Source organism: Flavobacterium procerum (assembly GCF_042431625.1).
Classification (GTDB): Bacteria; Bacteroidota; Bacteroidia; order Flavobacteriales; family Flavobacteriaceae; genus Flavobacterium; species Flavobacterium procerum.
In genome coordinates, this window is the sequence record NZ_JBHLYW010000010.1 from 490612 (window position 1) to 512035 (window position 21424).

16 protein-coding genes are annotated in these 21424 nt (G+C 34.4%); 6 read left to right on the plus strand and 10 right to left on the minus strand.

The genetic code is table 11. The features are described 5' to 3' along the window. Positions 1 to 56: 56 nt before the first annotated feature. From ACFFLS_RS16500 to ACFFLS_RS16515, 4 genes are all read right to left on the minus strand, one after another. Positions 57 to 827 (minus strand): TatD family hydrolase, encoded by a 771-nt coding sequence (locus ACFFLS_RS16500; protein ID WP_379686348.1) that lies wholly within the window; start codon positions 825 to 827, stop codon positions 57 to 59. Positions 828 to 1048: 221 nt separating this feature from the next. After that, positions 1049 to 2695 carry a S41 family peptidase gene (locus tag ACFFLS_RS16505; protein ID WP_379684403.1) on the minus strand — a complete coding sequence of 549 codons (1647 nt, stop codon included), beginning with the start codon at positions 2693 to 2695 and terminating at the stop codon, positions 1049 to 1051. Positions 2696 to 2919: 224 nt separating this feature from the next. Then, on the minus strand, positions 2920 to 3645 hold the full coding sequence (locus ACFFLS_RS16510; protein WP_379684402.1) for a CDC27 family protein: 726 nt from the start codon (positions 3643 to 3645) through the stop codon (positions 2920 to 2922). 2 nt (positions 3646 to 3647) lie between these two features. Continuing rightward, on the minus strand, positions 3648 to 4232 hold the full coding sequence (locus ACFFLS_RS16515) for an RNA polymerase sigma factor (RefSeq protein WP_379684401.1): 585 nt from the start codon (positions 4230 to 4232) through the stop codon (positions 3648 to 3650). A 129-nt stretch (positions 4233 to 4361) separates the two neighbouring features. On the opposite strand from ACFFLS_RS16515, the gene ACFFLS_RS16520 reads away from it, so the two are divergent. From ACFFLS_RS16520 to ACFFLS_RS16540, 5 genes are all read left to right on the plus strand, one after another. After that, on the plus strand, positions 4362 to 4661 hold the full coding sequence (locus ACFFLS_RS16520; RefSeq protein ID WP_379684400.1) for a hypothetical protein: 300 nt from the start codon (positions 4362 to 4364) through the stop codon (positions 4659 to 4661). A 432-nt stretch (positions 4662 to 5093) separates the two neighbouring features. Then, positions 5094 to 6065: a hypothetical protein gene (locus ACFFLS_RS16525; RefSeq protein ID WP_379684399.1), complete on the plus strand. Its 972-nt coding sequence runs from the start codon at positions 5094 to 5096 to the stop codon at positions 6063 to 6065. 112 nt (positions 6066 to 6177) lie between these two features. Continuing rightward, positions 6178 to 8130, plus strand: coding sequence for a DUF7849 domain-containing protein (locus ACFFLS_RS16530; RefSeq protein WP_379684398.1), 1953 nt, complete (start codon positions 6178 to 6180; stop codon positions 8128 to 8130). Positions 8131 to 8303: 173 nt separating this feature from the next. Beyond that, positions 8304 to 10955: a CHAT domain-containing protein gene (locus tag ACFFLS_RS16535; protein WP_379684397.1), complete on the plus strand. Its 2652-nt coding sequence runs from the start codon at positions 8304 to 8306 to the stop codon at positions 10953 to 10955. Next, a complete protein-coding gene (locus ACFFLS_RS16540; protein ID WP_379684396.1) occupies positions 10900 to 11337 on the plus strand; it encodes a retropepsin-like aspartic protease in 438 nt (145 codons plus the stop codon). Before ACFFLS_RS16535 ends, ACFFLS_RS16540 begins: the two co-directional genes overlap by 56 nt. Before the next feature lie 119 nt (positions 11338 to 11456). On the opposite strand, the gene ACFFLS_RS16545 is transcribed toward ACFFLS_RS16540, so the two are convergent. From ACFFLS_RS16545 to ACFFLS_RS16570, 6 genes are all read right to left on the minus strand, one after another. Continuing rightward, positions 11457 to 12707, minus strand: a complete 1251-nt coding sequence (locus ACFFLS_RS16545) for a TCR/Tet family MFS transporter (protein WP_379684395.1) — start codon at positions 12705 to 12707, stop codon at positions 11457 to 11459. A gap of 432 nt (positions 12708 to 13139) precedes the next feature. Then, a complete protein-coding gene (locus ACFFLS_RS16550; RefSeq protein ID WP_379684394.1) occupies positions 13140 to 16316 on the minus strand; it encodes an efflux RND transporter permease subunit in 3177 nt (1058 codons plus the stop codon). Between the two features lie 130 nt (positions 16317 to 16446). After that, positions 16447 to 17514 (minus strand): efflux RND transporter periplasmic adaptor subunit, encoded by a 1068-nt coding sequence (locus ACFFLS_RS16555; RefSeq protein WP_379684393.1) that lies wholly within the window; start codon positions 17512 to 17514, stop codon positions 16447 to 16449. A gap of 9 nt (positions 17515 to 17523) precedes the next feature. After that, a complete protein-coding gene (locus ACFFLS_RS16560) occupies positions 17524 to 18855 on the minus strand; it encodes a TolC family protein (protein ID WP_379684392.1) in 1332 nt (443 codons plus the stop codon). A gap of 83 nt (positions 18856 to 18938) precedes the next feature. After that, entirely contained in the window at positions 18939 to 19538 is a 600-nt protein-coding gene (locus tag ACFFLS_RS16565; protein ID WP_379686347.1) for a TetR/AcrR family transcriptional regulator, read from the minus strand. A gap of 105 nt (positions 19539 to 19643) precedes the next feature. Then, entirely contained in the window at positions 19644 to 20165 is a 522-nt protein-coding gene (locus ACFFLS_RS16570) for a YceI family protein (RefSeq protein ID WP_379684391.1), read from the minus strand. A 269-nt stretch (positions 20166 to 20434) separates the two neighbouring features. Between ACFFLS_RS16570 and ACFFLS_RS16575 the strand changes: the two genes are divergently transcribed. After that, a complete protein-coding gene (locus tag ACFFLS_RS16575) occupies positions 20435 to 21409 on the plus strand; it encodes a polyprenyl synthetase family protein (protein ID WP_379686345.1) in 975 nt (324 codons plus the stop codon). Positions 21410 to 21424 lie beyond the last annotated feature (15 nt).

Consider the following 21424-nt stretch of genomic DNA (forward strand, 5'->3'; position numbering starts at 1 on the left):
TTGATTTTAAGTGGGCAAAAGAACAAAAAAAAAATTAAAGTTTTGTAAGGCACAGGTTAAATCCCAAAAACGTCTTTTGAATTTTGTGTTGTTATTGCTGCTATTTCATCTTCTGAAACATCATAAATAGCTGCCAGTTTTGCAATTACATTGACTAAATAACTGCTTTCATTTCTTTTTCCTCTATAAGGAATTGGTGCTAAATAAGGCGAATCTGTCTCGAGAACAATGTGTTTTAAATCGATTTGATCTAAAAATTGATCGATTTTTCCATTTTTAAAAGTTACTACACCACCGATTCCTAATTTAATATTATAAGAAATAGCTTTCAAAGCCTGTTCTAAAGTTCCGGAAAAACAATGAAAAATCCCAAACAATTCTTCAGATTTTTCTTCTTCTAGAATTTCAAATATTTCATCGAAAGCTTCACGGCAATGAATTACAATCGGTAATTTGTATTGTTTTGCCAACTGAATCTGTTTCTTAAAAGCAATCTGCTGCGCTGCCAAATGGGTTTTATCCCAATACAAATCGATTCCGATTTCGCCGACTGCGTAGAATTTTCGTTTAGACAATTCTGTTTCCACGTGTTTCAATTCGTCTTCGTAATTCTCTTTCACGTAAGTGGGATGCAAACCCATCATCAGGAAAATATTTTCAGGATAATTTTTCTCTAAGTCATACATCGACTGTGTTGCTGCTGCATCGATTGCAGGAATAAAAAAACGTGTAATTCCGGCATTTATGGCTCTTTGAATCATTTCGTCACGATCCTGATCGAATTCTTCAGAATATAAATGGGTATGAGTATCGGTAATAATTGGCATTGTGTTCAAAGCTGTGATTTTTAAAGTTGTCAAAATTACGACAATATTAAAAGAATAGCAATTCGTGTAGAATGGCACGCGGATGAAGCTGATTCGCTTTGCGAAAACGCGGATGAAACACAGATTTTTTGGTTATTTTCTTAAAAAAACAAGATTTTGTCAAAACTTAAAACTTTGACAAAGGTCTTCACAATCAAATTTGATATGTGGAATTTAAACCATTATTTTCCCGTTTCAATAAAAAGCAAAGCACGATCTAAAACCTCATCTCTTCCTTCCTGAATTCCTTTTATGGTTGGTTTTACTTCGATATCGGGTAGAATTCCGATTCTTTGGGTTTCTCGTCCGTCTGGGTAATAAACTCCAATTCCCGTATATCTTGTATGAAAAGTGGCAAAATCAAGTTCGGTTACATTTCCATCTGCTCCTGCGGTCTGGCTTCCTATAATTGTGGTGTTTCCTGCTGTTTGAAAACACATAGCCGTCCATTCTGACTGACTTATTGAATCTTCATTAAGTAGTACAATAACTTTGCCTTTGTAGTGGTCTTTATTTTCGGAACCACATGTTGAACCTTCTGTCCATGTAAATCTTCCTGGATAGCTGAAATCAGGATGTGTGTAAATAGCAAATTTTTCTTCGTGAGCATTTAAAAAGTTTGCAATATCCTGGTAAGTTCCATTTGGGTAGTTTCTCATATCAAAAACAATAGCCTGAGTATTTTTTAATGCTTCAACCATATCAGGAACATGATTACTTTTTATAATTCCCATATCTACATATCCAATATTATTGGCCAACATTTTGAATTTTTCCTTTTTCTTTTTTGCCCCTTTTTTAAACTCATTTCTATGAGAATCATGATAATCAAACCATCTCATTGATTTTGTAATGTAATTTCCATCTTTTAAAAACTCCACATCTACAGTGTCTGAAAAGCCATTTAAAATTTTTCTTCTTATTTTATTTAAAAGCGTAGGTTCATTCGATGCTGTATATAAATCTCTATATTCTGAAATAAGCGCTTCGATGGTTTTGTTATTCACTTTCGTAATCACATCTCCTATTTTTATATCGTCTGCCTGAGCCAAACTGTCTGCCAGTATTTCGGTAACGACCATTTTATTGTCAATAATTTTACAGTCCGCAGGGAAAAACCTTCTATTTTCTTGAAAAATACTATTCTTATAAACTGCAAATTCAACATGACTGTCGTCTAGCTTTGTTGATACTTTCCGCATTACGCGATAAAAATCATCCTCGTCTTTAATTGCGAGTACTGATGCCATTGATTCCTCTAAAGTTTTATCCCATTTTTGATCCATTATGTATTTATACGGAAAAAAATATTCGACCAAATTCCAATACATAAAAAACCATAAAAGCCTCGTATTCTTGTCCTCGTAGTTTAGTTTAAAATAATTTCCATTTTTTAAAGGATTATATGCTGGTCCGATTTCTTCATCTGTTTGATATCTATTTTCTTCAATAAATTTTAATTTCTTTGAAAGTTTTTTTGAAAACAATTTAGTACTGTTAATCCAGCTTAAATCGAAGTTCTTATCAAAAAACTTTGTTTCTTTTGATACTATAATCGGTGCAATTTCTTTTATTGGGCCAAGTTCATCAATCCAGTTTTCTAGAATTAACGAGAACTCTTCTTTGGTTTGTGCTTTTTCTATTTTAGGCAGTTTTTCCAGAAGCTGATTATCCCAATTTATTTCGCCTCCAGCAACTTTTGGGTGATAATATTTTAAGAAACCCCAAACTTTGCAGGTGGCAGTAAGTTTTTCTGTTTCGGTAATTTTTGCGTAAGAAAAAAGAGTATTTGAAAAGATAAATAGAACAAGTAAGGTAATTTTTTTCATGAAATAACGGTTAGGTTTTTGGTTGTTTTTGGGAAATTTACAATTGTAAATAGAGCCGAATGTAAGAATTAATACTCAAAACTTTTCAATGTTTTCAGCCAAATTTTCAGCAAATAGTATGATTTGTCATGTATAAAAAACACGAACCCATTTTCAAAAAAGCAAAAGCCTTTGTCAAAGTTTTACACTTTGACAAAGGCTTATTTTCAAACCTATTTTTTCAATTAATTCAACTCTTCCATCAGCTGTTCAACCTCATCATAGTTTTCATAATCCTGAGAAATAGTCTGAAGAATTTCTTCGCATTCTTTATATTTTCCTTGTTTCAATTTAGACAAAGCCCTATTCCATTTTGCTTTTTCTTTATAAACAGAATTTCCAGCCTCTAATTCTTTAAAAACATTTTCTGCTTTTACATATCTACCCGTCTGCAATAACGAGATTCCGTAGAAATATTGGATTTCGGGTGAATTGTTTTCTTTTAAAATCGCTTCAAAAAAAGGCACTGCCTTCTCGTATCTTTTGCCGTTAAAATTATCCTCAGCTTGTTTTAAAGTTTGCTCAGAAACACCTCTTTCTGTAAAATAGGCACTTTCGGGATGGTTATAATCTTCAAAATTAGGATAATGTTTATAGTCAAAGAAAAACAACCCGAACATAATGGCTGCAGAAGCCGCGGCTGCAAAATACCACGGTTTCATCGAAACTATTTTTGGCTTCTTTTTCTGGAAATATTTATCTGAAATTCGTGTCAGGTTATCTGCAAAAACTTCTCGTTCTTGTGCAATGCCGAATTTATTTTCCATTTGAAAATGCATTTCTCTGAAAGTTTCCAGTTCGGCTGCCAATTCTGGGTTTTCAGCCAATTGTTTTTCAAAATTGCTTTTTTCATCAACGGTCAGTTCGCCTTGAAGATATTGATCAAATAAGATATAGCGTTCTTCGTTCATGATTACTTGTTTTTTAATGAATTAAAATTTTTCGCTTCCTGAATCCACTGCGTCAACTGGCCTACACATAATGATTTCTTTTTTCGGACATAACCGTAAGTCACATTAAGTTTTGCAGCCACTTCTTCCATCGTTTTTAATGTAAAACTCAGTTTTAAGACTTCCTGACATTTTTCTCCGAGTTTCTGAAACATCGCATCAAAAAGTTGCTGTTTTTCGTCAAATTCTTCTGTTTGAGCTATCAAGTCGTGTGCAGATTCGTTAGTAGATACAACGTGTTCATAAATTGTTACCCCTTTGTTGTCCGATTTTTTCAATTCGTTGAGCCATCTCCTTTTGCACAACAAGAAAAAGTAGGCGTCAAACGGACAAGTAAGCGTCAGTTTATTGGCTTTGGCCTGATTAAAAAGCAAAATCAAGACTTCCTGAATCACATCTTGCGCCTGATCCTTATCGCCCGAGTTATTGGTAATGAACATACATACTTTGGGCGCAAACTTTTTGTATATCATTTCAATAATTACAGAATCATTGGCTGCAAGTCCATCGATATATTTTTGGTCAGGATGAGTTTTATTTTGATCCATAAAAAAGGTTTTAACAGCTAATTTAAAAAAAGAATCTCAAAAAATTTTATAACAAGGGGTAACAAAGCAGCAGTTAATTGTATATAAACGTAGAAAAGTCTTTTAAAAACCATTAAAAAATTAAAAGAAATGGAAACGTATCAATTTGGAAACCCTAAAGTAATGGAACGGTTTTATGAAAGAATCGCCGCTAAAAAACGCAACGGTTTTGTCATTATAGAGTATAGCGAAAAACTGCCGTATGTAGTTTTATCTAAAGAAAAAAAGACTGTAAACCATTTACTGCATTTATTTATGAGCTGTATCACTTTGGGTTTATGGCTTGTAATTTGGATTTTCCTGATCTTAAAATTCTCCCGCAAAAAAGACATTTTACTCGCCGTAGACGAAGACGGAAATCTTTTTGAAGACAAATGTCTTTCTGTTTAAATAAAAAGACCGTCCATTACTCGTACCAACTAGGAATCAATTAAATAATCTGTCTAATCAGACGCGGATTAGACAGATTCGCTATCGCGAAGACGCGGATTAAAACGGATTTTTTCATTAATCAAATTAAAAAAATTAAGTGGTAAATCTGTGTAAATCCGCGTTTTTACGAAGTAAATCTGTTTTATCCGTGTCCTCTATATGCTTAGTCAATTATTCGTTCGTTTAGCAAATTGTCATTTAAAAAAAAAATCAAAAATATAGGGTAACAATTTTTAATGCTAATTGATATAACGGTGTAAAAGCATTTAAAAATATTTTTTGAAAACCAGGGTAACAAAATCAAACCCGAATTGATTTACTAATAAAATTAATAACCAGAATCTGAAAAATACTTGATAACATCAAACCAGATTTATAAAACTAAAAAAGATGAAAACAAATTTTAAAAAAATCGGACTCCTATTATTGGCCATTACAACTTTTGCAAGCTGCGACAACAGCGATGGCGACGATATCAAACTTTCGCCTCCAACAGCAGCAGCTTTTAAAAGCATCAGCGAAAAAGGAGTAAAAAGAAACACACAGAACTTTACCATAACTGCAGGAAATGGTGTTGTGACTTTAACATCTGCAAAAGGAGTAAAATTGCACATCAACGGTGACTGTTTGACCAAAAACGGAAATGCCGTAACGGGTCAAGTAAATATCGAATATATCGAACTTTTTGACAAAGGAAATATGTTGGTAACCAACAAACCAACAATGGGAATTACAGCTGACGGAAAGAAAAACTTATTGATTTCAGGAGGAGAATTCTTCATCAAAGCAACTCAGGGGGGAGTCGAATTACAAACTACATGTCAAATGAATATGATTGTTCCTACTGCTTTGACAGATGGTTATGATAACTTAATGACTTTATGGACTGGAGTTATTGATGAAGATGGAGAATTGGCGTGGAAAGACGCTCGAGGAGCCGATGGAAAAGGCGGTGTGCAAGGAGAAGGAAACAATTATTATGTAACATTCGGAAACTTTGGCTGGACAAACATCGACCGTTTTTATAGCGACCCTAGACCAAAAACAACCATTCTTGTTGATGTTCCTGACGGTTATGACAACGAAAACAGCGCGGTTTACCTTTCTTATGATGGGGAAGGAACAAACGCTCTAGCAAAATTAGATACTTATACGCCTCAAGGATTATTCAGCGAACATTACGGACAAATTCCGATTGGTCTTGCTTGCCACATCATTTTTGTGACAGAAGATAACGGAAACTGGCGTTATGCAATAAAAGGAGTGACTACAACTGCCAATGCCGTTTACACCTTCAATCTATCCGAAACAACAGTCGGTACAGAAGCCCAACTGGTTGCTGCAATCAATGCCATTCAGTAACTTACAAATGCTTTTTTTAAGAAAAAGTGATGATTTGCTCATCACTTTTTTTTACATTTAATCCTGTTTTGAAATTGATACTGATGATTTTAAGACCAAAAACTGTCTAGTTATGAAACCACAACTGTCTATTTTCTTTATTCTATTTTCTATTATATCAATAGGTCAAACCAAAGCAAAAGACACCATAACCCGAAGAGCTTCTATTGGCTTTACGCAAAATGGAAACCGTGTTAGTTTTAAACCCGAAACACCGCCTTTGATTCCGATTGCGGGCGCTCCAAAACCTAGTTATTCTTATTTATGGGAACTCGGCGACGGACATTACAGCAAAGAAGCAGAACCCAAACATGTTTACAAAAACAAAGGAACTTATACCACGAAACTTGCCGTAACAAACAATTACGACAACGGCAAACCTCCGGCAACACGTCCGAAAAAAGTGGCTGTAAACGATATTACCGATACCAATTATAAAGATATTGCTTCGATTGCAGACCAAAACGGTTTTGCGATTATTAAAAACTGCGACCCGATTCCAGAACAAGAAATGGTAGTTGTGGTAAGTTATCAAAATCTCGAAAACTATGTTTCTAGCGGAAAATTGTATCTTTTTTACAACGAAAAAGAATTCAAACACAACAATTTCGAATTAAGTGATTTCAGGACATATGCCGGCGAACGCGAAGTAAAAGAAAATCTTGTCGCAGCTGTAAACGACCTTAACGACTCTAATAATTTTACAGCTTCTGCGGAAGCGAATTTCAAATCAAAAAAATACAAAAACACTACTACAGAAGAAGACTTGGATGCTTCGCTTTTAGAAGCCAACAAAAACTATCATAATGTCTCTATTTTAGAATTTGACGATGCCAATCCCGGAGAAACTCGCAATGTTTTTTATACATTCAAAACCACTCCAGAAATGATTAAAGACACCAGTGCAACAGTTACAATGCGCGGTATTTTTGTTCCGAATCGAAGTTATAAAAACCACAAAATCAAAAAACTGGAAATGGAAATCGTAACTTCTCACGACCCAAACAAAATGGGATCTAACGGAAGATTTATGAATTATAGATTAGTGCGTTTTAAAAGAGTCAATTTTAAAACCCGTTTTCAGAATAATGGTGAAGGTCCGGCGCGAAAAATTCGTTTAGAAACCGATATTCCCGATATGTTTGATAAAAAGACTTTCCAGATTGAAAGTATGTACCCAGAATGTCCCATCTGTCCAAAAGGCGAAGAACCGACTGTGAGCTGTCTCGATACCATTATCAAACAAAAACAAATTATTTTTACGTTTAAGAATATTTATCTTCCTGGAAGCGAACAGAAAAATGTTACTGAAAAAGATTCTACCAAAGGGTTTGTAAAATATTCGATGAAGTTTGGCGAGGATTTTCATAAAGTAAAAACCAAAAGCCGAACGGCCATTATTTTTGACAAAAACGAACCCATAATTACCAACTACGCCACTACTCGCTTTCTGCCTGGAATTTCGATTGGTGCCAAAGCAGGTTATAATTTTTATCCCGATTTAGAAAAATCGACCAGCTATTTTGTGGGTGCGACGCTTTCGCCTTTTAAATCGTATCGTTTTTACTGGCAGGTAGAATGGGAAAATGCTTTTAACCAATACAATAGCGCGACAAACGTTTCAGATCAATTCAACACCAATGCCAACGGAACACGACAGTTAGTCCGCACAACGACTACGACTGAAAACAAAAATATCAATTGGGAAGTTCCTATTTTAATTCGATACAACATCAACAATTATATCGGAATTGGTGCGGGAATTCAAGCAAATATTAATGTTTCTTCAGAACAAAATCAGAGCATAAAAGTTGATACTTACGAAGGCGATAAAGAGAACTTTTTAATCAGTTCGACAACCAGTTCAGATAAAGTAAAAAACAGTTTTACAGATGTAAAAACAGGTCTTTTATTTGATTTAACAGCTGGCTTTGCTAGAATTGGACCAAGCTTAGGAGCTCGTTATGTGATGAACTTTGAACAGAATTTTAATTATTTTCAAGTTTATGGGATATGGAAGTTTTGATTTTTTTCACCGTATAAGTGATGCAAGATAATTTAAGTTTTCTGCCACAGATTAAAAAGATTAGATTGATTTTTCCACTTAATCGAATTGATAAAATAAATTTAATAATAAAATCATGAAGCTATTGTCATTGAACATACCCTACTAAGAAATCATTTTAATCCTTTTAATCTGTGGCTAACAAAAACTTACATCACTTATATGGTTTAATCTTTCTTTTCCTGAGTGTGAATATTTTCGGACAAAGTCAGGAAGATAAAATATATAATGCTATTGATTTTTTTACCGCAAATCCTTCCGCGGAAGCGTTGCAAAATCTCACAAACATAGAACGTGATTTTTGGAAAAACGCACAACCAAAAGCCAAAGACGAATTATTGGCAATTGTGATTCTTAATTGCAATAAAGCCTACTTTGAAAATCAGTTTGGACAAACTTTAAATGCGGTAAAAAGCTATGAAAATGCTTGGAGGATGTATCAGAAATACAAACTTCAGCATTATGATATTGTTGAATTCTGCTTAAAACCCTTAGGGAATTTATATACAGTTTTGGGCGATTACAAAAATGCCGAAAACATTATCAAACAGTATTATTTTATCACCAATGAAGAAAAAAACAAAGACCAGAAAATTGCTGCGATTCTAAATTTATCAAACGTATATCAAAACTCAGGCAGAATTACGGAAGCCATTGATATGCTCGAAAAAACGATTCGTTCAGAAAAAACAACTCCATCTCAAAAAGGTCTTTTACTAAATAATTTAGGGACAAATTACCTTTTAAGATCCATAAACGAAGATTATTCTAATGCCGAAAATGCGTTTTTAAAAGCCGTTCCATTGCTTCAAAAAGACAAGATGCATTCAGAAAACTTATACAATACTTACATCAATTTATATAGAATAAAAACTGCTCTTAATCCAAAAGAAGCGGCGCTATATTTTGCTAAAGCCGAAGCTGTTTTTGAAAAATTACCTCAACAAGAACCCAGAAAAAAGGCAAAATTTTATTTAGAAAAAGCTTTTCTGCTGCTGAAACAAAATAATTTAGATGAAGCACAAGACGAGCTTAAAACGGTTTATAAAACTTTATTACAAAATTATCAAAATCAGAAAGGTATTCTTCCTGATAAAAACACGCTTTATGCCGAAACCGTTTTACTTGATGCTTTAGATTTTCAGGCAGAAATTTTTCTTGTCCAAAACGAACCCAAAAATGCCTTAAAAAGTTATGCGCTTTCTTTTCATATTGAAGAATTATTTCAATCGCTTTTGGTTTATGAAGATTCAAAAATCATCACTCAAATTAGAAATCGAAACCGAACAGAAAAGTGTCTTGAAATTTATAAATCTCTTTTTGAGAGAGAGAAAAAAACAAGCTATATCGAAGCCGCTTTTAAACTTGCTGAACATACTAAATCTGTAGTTCTAAAAGATCATTTAAAAAATTCTGAATCGCTCCCGAGAGAACAAAAACTGATTTTGCAGCAAATGCAGAATTGGAATACGATTATTCTTAAAGAGCAACAAAAAATGGAAATGGCAGATATTTCAAAAATAAACGAAGCCATTAAAAAGCAAAATCAGTTAATGTTGTTGCTTAAATCTGATGAAGAAAAAAACAATACTAAGAACTCAACTCCTCTTAGTTTAGAAAAATTATATGCCAAACTCAAAAAGGATAATGCGGTAATGTATGAGTATTTTTGGGGTTCTAAGACTATTCACCTATTTGTAGTAGAAAATAATCATATTGAGTTGAAATCGATTTGCATTGGCCAAATGTGTGGCGAATCGATAGTATCATTCATCAGTCTTTTTTACAAACCCGAAAGCATTATCAACGATATTGGTCATTATCAAAAAACTGCTTTTTTTGCCCATAGAAATCTTCTTCTGCCAGCAAAATCAGATTCTAAAAATCTCATCATTATTCCGGACGGACTTTTGAATTTATTGCCTTTTGAAGCCTTGATTACAAAAGAATCCAAAACAACAAATTTTGCCAAAATGTATTATTTGTTGAATGATTTCGATATTGCTTACAACAATTCTGCTGAATTGTATTTGAATGCCAATAGTCTTTCAAATGACAAAAAAAATATTTTAGGTGTTTTCCCGATTTTCGAAAAAACAAATTATGCTCTTCGCTTTTCAAAAAATGAATTAAAGTCAATAAAACACAATTTTGATGGACAGTTTTTTGAAAATGAAAATGCTACTTTTCCTAATTTTAAAAACAATACCGCAGGAAAATCTATTATTCACTTAAGTACGCATGCTTCTTCTGGTGATTTTGAAATCCCTGCAAGCATTAAGTTTTACGATCAGGAAATTTTGTTTTCTGAGTTGTACAGCTTAAAACTTAATCCCGATTTGGTTGTTTTAAGCGCTTGTGAAACGGGAATCGGGAAATTGTACAAAGCCGAAGGAGCCATGAGCGTTGCTCGAGGCTTTCAGTTTGCGGGAGCTCAAAATCTGTTGTTTTCGTTATGGAATGTCAACGATTATACAACTTCTGTCTTTATGGATTATTTTTATAAAGAAATCAAACAAAATGCGTCTTTTGTACAGGCAACCTCAAACGCCAAAAGAGCATTTCTAAAAGACGAAAATATTCCGAATGCTAAAAAATCGCCGTATTATTGGAGTGCTTTCGTGTATTACGGAACTTTGGAAACTCCCGAAAAATCTTCCAATTATATCTTTTACATCATTAGCTTTTTGGCTGTAATTGCCTTATTTTTGGGATTCAAGAATAGAAAAAATGGAAAATCTTCACGAAATTCTCAAAATAGAGAAATACAAAAAAATAAAGTTTAAAATTACCAAAACACAGCATCTTCAAATAAAAGCCAAAATCAACGGCATCAACGGAACGTTTATTTTAGATACTGGCGCATCTAATACCTGTGTTGGTTTTGAATGTATTGAACGTTTTGAACTGACGGCTAAAAATTCTAAAACCAAAGCTTCTGGAGCCGGCGCAACCGGAATGAAAACGCAGGTTTCTTCTCAAAACAAATTGGAACTAGGCAAATGGAAAAATAAGGATTTCAGCCTCGTAATTTTCGATCTTTCACATGTAAATGAAGCTCTGGAATCTTTTAAAGCAAAACCAGTTCATGGCATTATCGGTGCCGATGTTTTGCTGGAAGGAAAAGCGATTATCGATTATTTTAATCATTATTTGTATTTGAAATAGAAAATTCCAAATTCCAAATTCCAAATTCCAAAAAAAATAATGCTTTCTCAAAATTGAGAAAGCATTATTTTTTATTTAAACTGCTCTAGCATAGCGAAATAAATTCTAAAAATTCTTCGTTATTCTATTTGTTGTTTATCAATCGTGGTTTTCGGAATGGTATGTTTTTTCAAAGAAAAATAAGCCACGACTGTGCTCAGCAACATTAAAATTCCACCTAAAATAAAAGGTGCTCCAGCAAATTTAAAAGGCGCTTCATCATGAGTAAAAAAGTAAAAAACATTTGCCATCATAGGAGGTCCAATAATAGATGAAGCACTCATTAAACTGGTCAAAGTTCCCTGAATTTCGCCTTGCTCGCTTGGTTTTACCTTGCTCGCAATTACCGATTGCAATGCCGGACCAGTAATTCCGCCAAGGCAATATGGAATTAAGATTACAAAAATCATCCAGCTTTTGGTCGCAAAAGCAAATAATAGCATTCCGATTGTATATAATGCCAAGCCTAGATAAATACTTTTCTCGTTTCCTAATTTTGGGTTGATCCAGCGAATTAAAACCCCTTGTACCAATCCAATCAAAAGACCGATTATGCCTAATGAAATTCCGACCATTCTTTCGTCCCAATTAAATCTGTAGATTGTAAAGAAACTCCAGTTGCTTTGCACGGCGTGTCCGCCTACGTACAAGAGAAAAACTGCCGCAATTAGGCCGATTAATGTTGGGTGTTTTTTAAGTCCTAGAATGGCTCCAATCGGGTTTGCTCTTTTCCATTCAAAAGCCCTGCGGTTTTCTTTCTTCAATGATTCTGGCAAAATAAAAAATCCGTAAAGGAAATTAAGCATACACAAAACCGCCGCTGCATAAAATGGAACACGAGAGCCATATTGTCCTAAAAGTCCACCAATTACGGGTCCGATAATAAATCCTAAACCAAAAGCGGCTCCAATTAAACCAAAATTTTTAGCTCTGTTTTCGGCTGTGCTCACATCTGCAATATATGCAGAAGCCGTCGTAATACTTGCTCCAGTAATTCCGGCAATAATCCTTCCTACAAATAACCACGTAATGGTTGGCGCAAATGCCAATAAAAGATAATCCATTGAAAATCCGAAAAGGGAAATCAGGATGATTGGCCTTCTACCAAATTTATCACTCAGATTTCCAATTACAGGCGCAAAAACAAATTGGGTTATCGCATAGGCAAAAGTTAACCAGCCGCCGATTTTTGCGGCTTCGCTGATGTCTCCGTGAATCAATTCTTCAATTAATTTCGGAATTACAGGAATGATAATTCCCCATCCCGTAATATCAATTAACATGGTTATGAAAATGAAACCAATCGCTGCAGATTTGTTTTTTTGTAGCATAGTTGTTTTTGTAAGGTGATGCAAATAAACAGATTTTTCAATTAACAATAAAAAAATCCCAAACTCAACGGTTAAATTCCAAAGTTCAAAATCCCAAATTCCAATTGAAAATGCTGTTCCTTTTCACGCAGACTAAAAAAGATTTAAGCAGATAAACGAAGATTTTTTCTAATTAAATCTGCTGAAATATTATCTCTTTTGCTCAACATAACCCGTGGTTTCAACCACGGGTACACCATCCATATAATACGTCTCCCGTGGTTGAAACCACGGGCTATATTTTAATGTAATGAATAGAAAATCTGCAAGATCTGCGTGAAACATTTAAAAAAATCTATAAAAAAATCCCAAATTCCATTTTAAAGGAATCTGGGATTTTTCATTTTGAAATTCTAATTCGGATTTTAGAATTTCGATCAAAAATTAAAACTATTAATGCGTGTGTTTCGGGTTAAAACCGTCTTCGCTTAATTCTGTATGCTCATAATCGGCAACCATTTCAGCTTCGTAGTCGATTTTTTCTCCTTTAGAGAATTTTCTAATGATTTTCTCCATAATATCATAGATAACTGGAACCACAATTAACGTTAGGAATAATGAAGAAATCAAACCTCCAATAATTACCCAAGCCAATCCGTTTTTCCATTCAGCTCCAGCTCCAGATGCTAATGCAATCGGGAACATACCGAATACCATCGCAATCGTCGTCATCAAAATCGGACGTAAACGGGCGTGGTTTGCCTGAATTAACGCTCTTCTAATTGATTCTCCAGCTGCTCTTCGTTGATTCGTATAATCGACAAGCATGATTGCATTCTTACACACCAGACCAATCAACATGATTACCCCTAAGATGGTAAAGATGTTCAAGGTATTGTTTGTTAAAGCTAAGGCGAATAAAACTCCAATGAACGAAAGCGGAATTGCAAACAATACGACAAACGGGTGAACGAAACTGTCATATAATCCAACCATTACAAGGTAAACCAAGATAATAGCCGCTAATAATGCAACTCCTAAAGTACCAAATCCTTCTGATTGGTTCTCTTGGTCACCACCCCAGATATAATTAACTCCGGTTGGTTTTTCTAATTTATCTAATTTTTCTTGCCATTTCTGAACAATTGTTCCTGCTGGAACCCCAACGTTCTGCCCTTGTACGGTTACAGAAGCTGTTTTATCTCTACGCTCTAATTTACTTGGCCCAGAACCTTCAGTAATGGTGGCAAATTGGTTTAATTTAATCTGCTGACCTGCATTGTTTATGAAAATCAGGTTACTAACGTCAGTGATATTTTTTCTGTCAAATTCGTTGTATTTGATGTTGATATCATACTCGTATTCTCCAGCTCTAAATTTACCGTCTGTGTTACCGCTATAAGCAGTCTGCATCGTTAAACCAACTGTTTGCAGTGTCAATCCTAAAGCAGCCATTTTATCTCTGTCTACCTGAACGTTGATTTCTGGGTTTCCATCTTCAACGGTTAATTTAATCTCAGTTGTTCCAGGAATCGTACGCAATTCGGCTTCAGCTAATTTTGCAAATTTCATCGCGCTTTCTACGTTCGGACCGGTTACAATCAAACCTAAAGTTGCGTCTTCTGCTGTTCCTAAGATACCTACAGGAACTGTTTTTACCTTAGCACCAACTAATATTTTTTCTAGTTTACGTTTTGTTTTAGCTGCATAAACATTGGCATCATCTGTACGATCTTTTTGCTCGATCATTTTAACGTCAATCTCCGCTTTATAAGCAGTAGCCTGAGCCGCTCCTAGACCTTCACTGGTTTGACCTACAGTAGTAATTTGGCTGAAAACATATTTCTCTCCTTTTAAGAAAGCTTCTGCTTTTTGCGTCATAAAGTTGGTCTGCTCTAATGAAGCATCTTTTGGCATCTCAATTTGTACTAAGAACTCACCACTGTCAGATGATGCGAAGAACTCTCCTCCAATATATCCGCCTCCCATTAACCAGAAGATCGATCCAAAGAACATTACTAATACAACTACAATAGTTTTAATATAATGATCTAAACACCAGTTTAATAAATTTGAAATCCAGTCTGTAAAACGAGTTAAATAGCTTTCAAATCCAAGGATTACTTTTCCAAAAAGGTTTTTTCCTTCAATATGCTCTAATTTTCCAAAACGTGAAGACAACCAAGGAATAATAGTAAATGAAGCCAATAACGAGAACATTGTAGAAATAATTACCGTAACACAGAATTGTGTAATAATGTTCGATACTAATCCTGTACTCATTGCGATTGGCAAGAATACCACCACAATTACTAAAGTAATAGACGTTACAGTTCCACCAATTTCGGCAGTTCCATCGTAAGCTGCACGAATTCGGCTTTTACCCATCTCCATGTGTCGGTAAATGTTCTCCAATACCACAATCGCATCATCCACAAGAATACCAACAACAAGAGACAAACCAAGTAAAGACATTAAGTTAAGCGTATAACCTAACAAATAGATTCCGATAAATGTAGCAATCAAAGAGGCAGGAATCGACACCATTACGATTAATGAGTTTCTAATACTGTGCAAGAAGAACAACATTACAAAAGCTACCAGAATAACCGCAATTAATAAATCGTGTACAACAGAATCTGCTGCTTCAAGCGTAAAGACTGTACTGTCTTTTGCTACTTCTAATTTCAACTCAGCCGATTTGTAATCGCTCTCTAATGTCTTAATTGTCTTAACCAACTGCTCACTTACCGCAACGGCATTCGCATCTGACTGTTTTACAATTTGAAGTACAATGGCACTTTTTTGATCAACACGCGCAATTTTCTCCGCGATTTTTTGTGTATCCTGAACATCAGCAATATCTCCTAAACGAATCTGGATTCCGTTTTGAGAAGAAACTACTAAGTTTCTTAATTCTTCAACATTTTTATATTTACCCGCTAAACGAATTAAGATTTTCTGATTACGAGTTTGAATGTTACCCGTTGGGAAATCTAAGTTTGAACTCAAAATAGTTTGTTGCACTTGGGGAACAGAAAGTCCGTAACCCTGCATTTTTACAGCATCAAGATTAACCTGAATCTCACGTTCTTGACCACCAATAATGTTTACCTGCGCCACCCCTTGTACACGAGATAAAACTGGTGCAATCTTTTTATCAATCAAATCGTAGAAAGCTGCTTCGTCCATTTTACCATTTGCACCAAGTGTCATAATTGGTAAATCACTCAAAGAGAATTTAGTCAATGACGGCGGATCGGCATCGTCTGGAAGATCGCTCAAAATCGCGTTGATTTTACGCTGAGCATCATTCATCGAAATATCAACATTTGCAGTAGAAAGCAATGTGATTGATACTACAGATAAACTCTCATAAGATTTAGAGTCAATTTTCTTGATATTTTCAAGAGACGCAATCGCGTCCTCGATTTTCTTTGTAACAGTATTTTCAACCTCACTTGGAGAAGCACCAGGATATACAGTTGAAACCGTAATTACATTGGTTTCGAATTTTGGGATCAGCTCGTAGCCCAATTGGCTGTAACTGAACAATCCACCTAGAGTCAGAATTGTAAACAATACAATTACCAACGACGGACGTTTTATGGATATTTCGGCTAATTTCATATGTTTTTTTATTAAGTTCTTAGTTTTTTTTAGTTCCTAGTCCTTAGTTATTTAGTTCATAGTTTGGTGCCTAATCAAGACACTAAAAAACTAAGGACTAAGTACTACAGTACTAAACCACTAATTACTTTTATTTAATAATTTCTACTGTATTTCCGTCTTGTAAGTTGATCTGACCTGTAACGATTACAACTTCTCCATCATTCAAACCGCTGATAATCTCAACTTGATCACCTAAAATTCTTCCAGCAACCACTTTTTTCAACTTAGCAGTATTGTTTTCAACCACAAAGATTTCGTTGCTGCTCACACTTCCTACGAATGCATTTCTAGGAACAACTTTTAAGTTTTGTTTTTGGTTATTTGAACCAAAGTTTGCAGTTCCGTACATACCAGCTTTCAAGTCATTGTTCGCATTGTTTGAAATTTCGATTTCAACAGGGAAACTTAAAGATTCATCTGCTTTTGCAGCGATAAACGTAATTTTTCCAGAGAACGTTTTATCAGGATAAACACTAGCTGTAATGTTTACTGTATTTCCTAATTTTAAACTTGCTACTTGAGTTTCGTTTACTGTAACAGTCAATTTTAGTTTAGAAACATTTACGATATCAAATAAAGCTGTCGCTGGCATGCCTGTTAAAATAGATCCTGGTTCAATATATTTTTTGTTGATGTATCCATTAATTGGAGCTTTTACTCTGGTGTCTCCAACATTAATATTTGCTTGTTTCAAATTAGATTCAGCATTTGTCAAAGCTAATTTTGCTTGATCTAGCTGTTGTTTTGTAACTCCACCTGTTTTAAATGCATTTTCATATCTTGTATAATCCGATTTTGCATTTTGAAAAGCTGCCTGAGCTTGTTCTGCACTTACATTAATAACATCACCTCTCATGGTTAATAATGTCTGTCCTACTCTTACATAATCTCCTTCTTTTGCTAAAACACTGATTACTTTTCCAGATTTTTCAGCAGAGAAAGTTAATTCCTGAATGGGTGCAAAGTTTCCGTTAGCTGTAAAACCAAGATTTACATCTTCTGTTTTAACTGTCGCTACTTTTACAGAAACTGCCGCGTTTTTTTCTGCAACTACTGCAGTTTTGGCTTCGTTTTCTGCCTTGTTTTTACTTAAGAGGTAGTTAATCCCGACTAAAGCCACGACTATGATTACGATTGTTATAATTATTTTCTTCATTGTAATTAGTTATTTAATAAGAGATTTTAGTTCGCCTTTTGATTTGATTAGAGATATTTCGGCAATTTTATAATTTAAAACTGCTCTTGTATAATTGTTTTCTGCTTCAAGTGATGCATTTTGCGCATCTAACAAATCTGTTAAAGATGCTAATCCTTGAAGGTAATTATTATTAGTATTACTAAGAATTTCTGCTGCTAAACGCATGTTTTCTTTTTGATTTTCAATAGTCACCAAATTATTATTGATTTGAGTTATTGCATTTCTATAATCTAAATCAAGAGAAAGTTTCGTGTCTTTGATGTCTTCCTGAAGCGATCTGATTTCTACATCAGCCTGTCTTACTTTTGCGCGTGTTCCAAATCCTGTAAAAATAGGTACATGCAAGTTTAAAGCAATAGCTGAGAAATCTGACCAGTAAACTCCTTTTTCTGGTTTGGCAAACCAAGGAAACTCAGGACCTTGTCCAATATAATTGTAACCTGCGCTCAAAGAAAGCGTTGGATAGTAACCTGCCTGAACTGCTTTTTTATTGTAAACTAAAAGTTCTTCCTGTTTTTTCAAAAGCAGATATTCCGTTCTGTTTTCGATATTTGGCTCTTGCGTTAATGCTGCTGGAGCCACTTCAAATTGTTCTTTTGGCAATATGATTTGAGTTTCAATAGGCATTCCCATATAGAATTTCAATGCATTTTCCTGCAACGCAATCTGATTTTTGATTTGCTGACGCTCTGTATCAATATTTGACATTCTCACGACAATACGATCTAAATCAATTTTTTTAGCCAGACCGTTATCAAATTGTCCCTTCACAATATCACGTACTTTTGTTGTATTTACGTAGTTGCTGTCTAACAAAGTCAATCTCTCTTGCTGTACATAAACAGAATAATAGTTGTTTGCTACCCTTTCGATAACCTGCTCTTCTGTCAACTGATCGTTTATTTGATAAAACTCGCGAGTAGATCGTGCTGCTTTTAATCCTGTAAAAACAGACTGATCAAAAATGGCCTGAGTTAAAGAAATTCCTGCAGTAGATGTCCATTTTTGCCCAAATGCAGCCTGAATAGCAGTTCCTGGCGCACCAAAAGCCGCTCCGTCAATAACTGTAGTCTGAATAATTGGATTATGGGTTAAATTTCCGTTTGCAGAAATTTGAGGAAGTGCTCTTGAGCGTACCTCCTGAATTTTGTATTCACTGTTTTCAACCTGAAGCTTCGCCTTTTTAGCCTCTGCTTTATTCTGAAGCGCATAAGTGACTGCGTCTTTCAGGGTTAAAGTCGTCTGCGCACTGGCCGATAAGCCCGTTATACACAAAACTATAAGAAGGATTCTTTTCATAAGTAGTTATTATTTTGTTTTTGAAAATTAAATATATACCGCTCTTTTTCTTGGATTAAGAATAAAGCGATCTGGATTGATGATTAAATGGTAATTCTTTGTAATTGTTTTTCAAGCTCGGCTACTCCTTTTTCTGTAGCCATTGCACGAGTATGGTATTCTAATGCTTCTAATTCTATTTTCTGAGCTTCACTTTCAGAAACTGTATTTTCGTTTATATGAAAAATAAGTGTGTAATAAAACTTAACGTAGGTTTCTACATTCAAATCAGAACGATATAATCCTTCTTGAATTCCTTTTTCTATATTATCTCTGAAACATTTCGTACACTGCTCAATCTCATGCGATAAAATGTTTTGATAGATTTCAGGATAATGTTTTTTTAACTGATAAATCGGAGAAGTGTCTATGTTGTTTTTAAACATATCACGAAACATTTCTCTGATTTCGAAATTCTCATGAATGGCATTATAGTTTTTTGCAACGATGGTGTCCATAATTTCATGAACCTGCTTGTGAACCATTGAGGTGCTTTCTTCGATAAGCACTTCTTTATTGCAGAAATATTTGTAAATCGTTTTTTTTGAAATACACATTTCTCCTGCAATATCATCCATGGTAACGCTTTTAAAACCTAGTTTCAAAAACAATTCACTGGCTTTGGATATTATTTTCTCTTTCATTATTACTCTCATTGCATTACAAATATAGCCAGGAAACTAAAAAACAAAAAATAGTTTCCGTGTTATTTGTAATAATTTTACATTAAATTAATAATCTTGTAAGATTTATATGCTGAATTCAAGATTAGCAATCAGCTTGATATCTTTTCCAAGTGCGTTTCCGTCTTTATGATGAAAAGAACTGTAATCCAGACCAAAATCCTGACGTTTGATATTTCCTTTAATTTCAAAAGCCACTTTCTTCTGTCCGTTATACGTATTTTCACCAATAAATTCAGCATCAAGTTCTACGACTCTTGTGATATCTTTTATGGTTAAATCTCCCTTAAAAAAGTTAATGTTTCTATTTACCTTTTGAAAAGAAGTCGATTTAAAACTTATTATGGGATGCTCGTCTTCTTCAAAAAAATCCTGAAGCTGTAAATAAGCATCAATTGATTGGAAACTTTCATTTTTATTTTGAATATCTAATGAAAATTCGACTGAAGCATCTTCAATCTCATTATCTTCAAAATTCACATAACCATCAAACTTATTGGCAGTCCCACTTACATAAGCAGTTCTAGAACGTCTCATTTCTATTAAAACGTCAGATTGTGTTGAGTCTAAAGTCCATTTTGTTTTCATAAGCACCTAATTTTATTGAGTTTACAAACCGTAAAAACTCTTATGGAAACTTTTGTCGTTTTCTTAGTTTCCATTTTCGAATGCAAATATAGACAGGAAACTGTAAATACCAAAAAAGTTTCCAAGTTTTTTAAAAATAATTTTAACATTTTAAAAATCAACATACTCCGAGATGTTTTTATCATGACAGCACTCTTTTCGTTCTTTTCAATCAAAATATATCATAATTGAATTGTATCTTTGAGGCTCGTAAATCAGAATTTCATTTTATGCACGATATAAGTCAGTACCAGGATTTTTTTATTGAATACCTAAAAAAACAAAACATCCATAAAGAGCCTTACAATCTTTACGAACCAATAGAATATATATTAGGACTTGGAGGCAAACGCATCCGTCCGGTTTTGACACTAATGGCGGCCGAGGTTTTTGATACTGATTATAAAGCTGCGCTACCGGCTGCAATGGCGGTTGAGGTTTTTCATAATTTTTCGCTTGTTCACGACGATATCATGGATGACGCGCCTCTTCGCAGAGGACAGGTTACAGTTCACGAAAAATGGGATTTAAATACCGGAATTCTTTCTGGCGATGCGATGCTTATTTTAGCGTATCAATATTTTGAACAGTACGAACCGAATGTCTTTAGAAATCTTGCCAAATTATTCAGCAAGACAGCTCTTGAAGTTTGTGAAGGACAGCAATGGGATGTTGATTTTGAAAGAAGAAATGATGTTTCTATTCCGGAATATCTTAAAATGATTGAATATAAAACAGCTGTTTTGGTTGCTGCTGCGATGAAAATGGGCGCAATTGTAGCCGAAACTTCTGAAAAAGAAGCCGATTTGATTTACGATTTCGGACTTAATTTAGGAATCGCTTTTCAGCTACAGGATGATTATCTGGATGCCTTTGGAGACCCAGAAACTTTCGGAAAACAGGTTGGAGGAGACATTATCGAAAACAAAAAAACCTATTTATATCTAAAAGCTTTAGAATTTTCGTCTGCAGAAAAAGCATCAGAACTTCAAAAATTATTCAGCTTGCAATTAGAAAATAATTCAGAAAAAATCGAAACTGCTAAAGCTGTTTTTAACGATTCTGGAGCCTCAAAAGCGACTCAAGAAGCGATTGAAATGTACACTTTTAAAGCATTTGAAACGCTAGAAAAAATGAATATAAATTCGGAAAAAAAGAGTGTTTTAAGAACTTTTGGCGAAAACTTAATGGGACGCAAGGTTTAGTGTTCAGTATTCAGT

Coding starts and splice junctions, on each gene's coding strand:
- ACFFLS_RS16500 (WP_379686348.1), bottom strand. CDS start 827: ATGCCAATTATTACCGATACTCATACCCATTTATATTCTGAAGAATTC.
- ACFFLS_RS16505 (WP_379684403.1), bottom strand. CDS start 2,695: ATGAAAAAAATTACCTTACTTGTTCTATTTATCTTTTCAAATACTCTT.
- ACFFLS_RS16510 (WP_379684402.1), bottom strand. CDS start 3,645: ATGAACGAAGAACGCTATATCTTATTTGATCAATATCTTCAAGGCGAA.
- ACFFLS_RS16515 (WP_379684401.1), bottom strand. CDS start 4,232: ATGGATCAAAATAAAACTCATCCTGACCAAAAATATATCGATGGACTT.
- ACFFLS_RS16520 (WP_379684400.1), top strand. CDS start 4,362: ATGGAAACGTATCAATTTGGAAACCCTAAAGTAATGGAACGGTTTTAT.
- ACFFLS_RS16525 (WP_379684399.1), top strand. CDS start 5,094: ATGAAAACAAATTTTAAAAAAATCGGACTCCTATTATTGGCCATTACA.
- ACFFLS_RS16530 (WP_379684398.1), top strand. CDS start 6,178: ATGAAACCACAACTGTCTATTTTCTTTATTCTATTTTCTATTATATCA.
- ACFFLS_RS16540 (WP_379684396.1), top strand. CDS start 10,900: ATGGAAAATCTTCACGAAATTCTCAAAATAGAGAAATACAAAAAAATA.
- ACFFLS_RS16545 (WP_379684395.1), bottom strand. CDS start 12,707: ATGCTACAAAAAAACAAATCTGCAGCGATTGGTTTCATTTTCATAACC.
- ACFFLS_RS16550 (WP_379684394.1), bottom strand. CDS start 16,316: ATGAAATTAGCCGAAATATCCATAAAACGTCCGTCGTTGGTAATTGTA.
- ACFFLS_RS16555 (WP_379684393.1), bottom strand. CDS start 17,514: ATGAAGAAAATAATTATAACAATCGTAATCATAGTCGTGGCTTTAGTC.
- ACFFLS_RS16560 (WP_379684392.1), bottom strand. CDS start 18,855: ATGAAAAGAATCCTTCTTATAGTTTTGTGTATAACGGGCTTATCGGCC.
- ACFFLS_RS16565 (WP_379686347.1), bottom strand. CDS start 19,538: ATGAAAGAGAAAATAATATCCAAAGCCAGTGAATTGTTTTTGAAACTA.
- ACFFLS_RS16570 (WP_379684391.1), bottom strand. CDS start 20,165: ATGAAAACAAAATGGACTTTAGACTCAACACAATCTGACGTTTTAATA.
- ACFFLS_RS16575 (WP_379686345.1), top strand. CDS start 20,435: ATGCACGATATAAGTCAGTACCAGGATTTTTTTATTGAATACCTAAAA.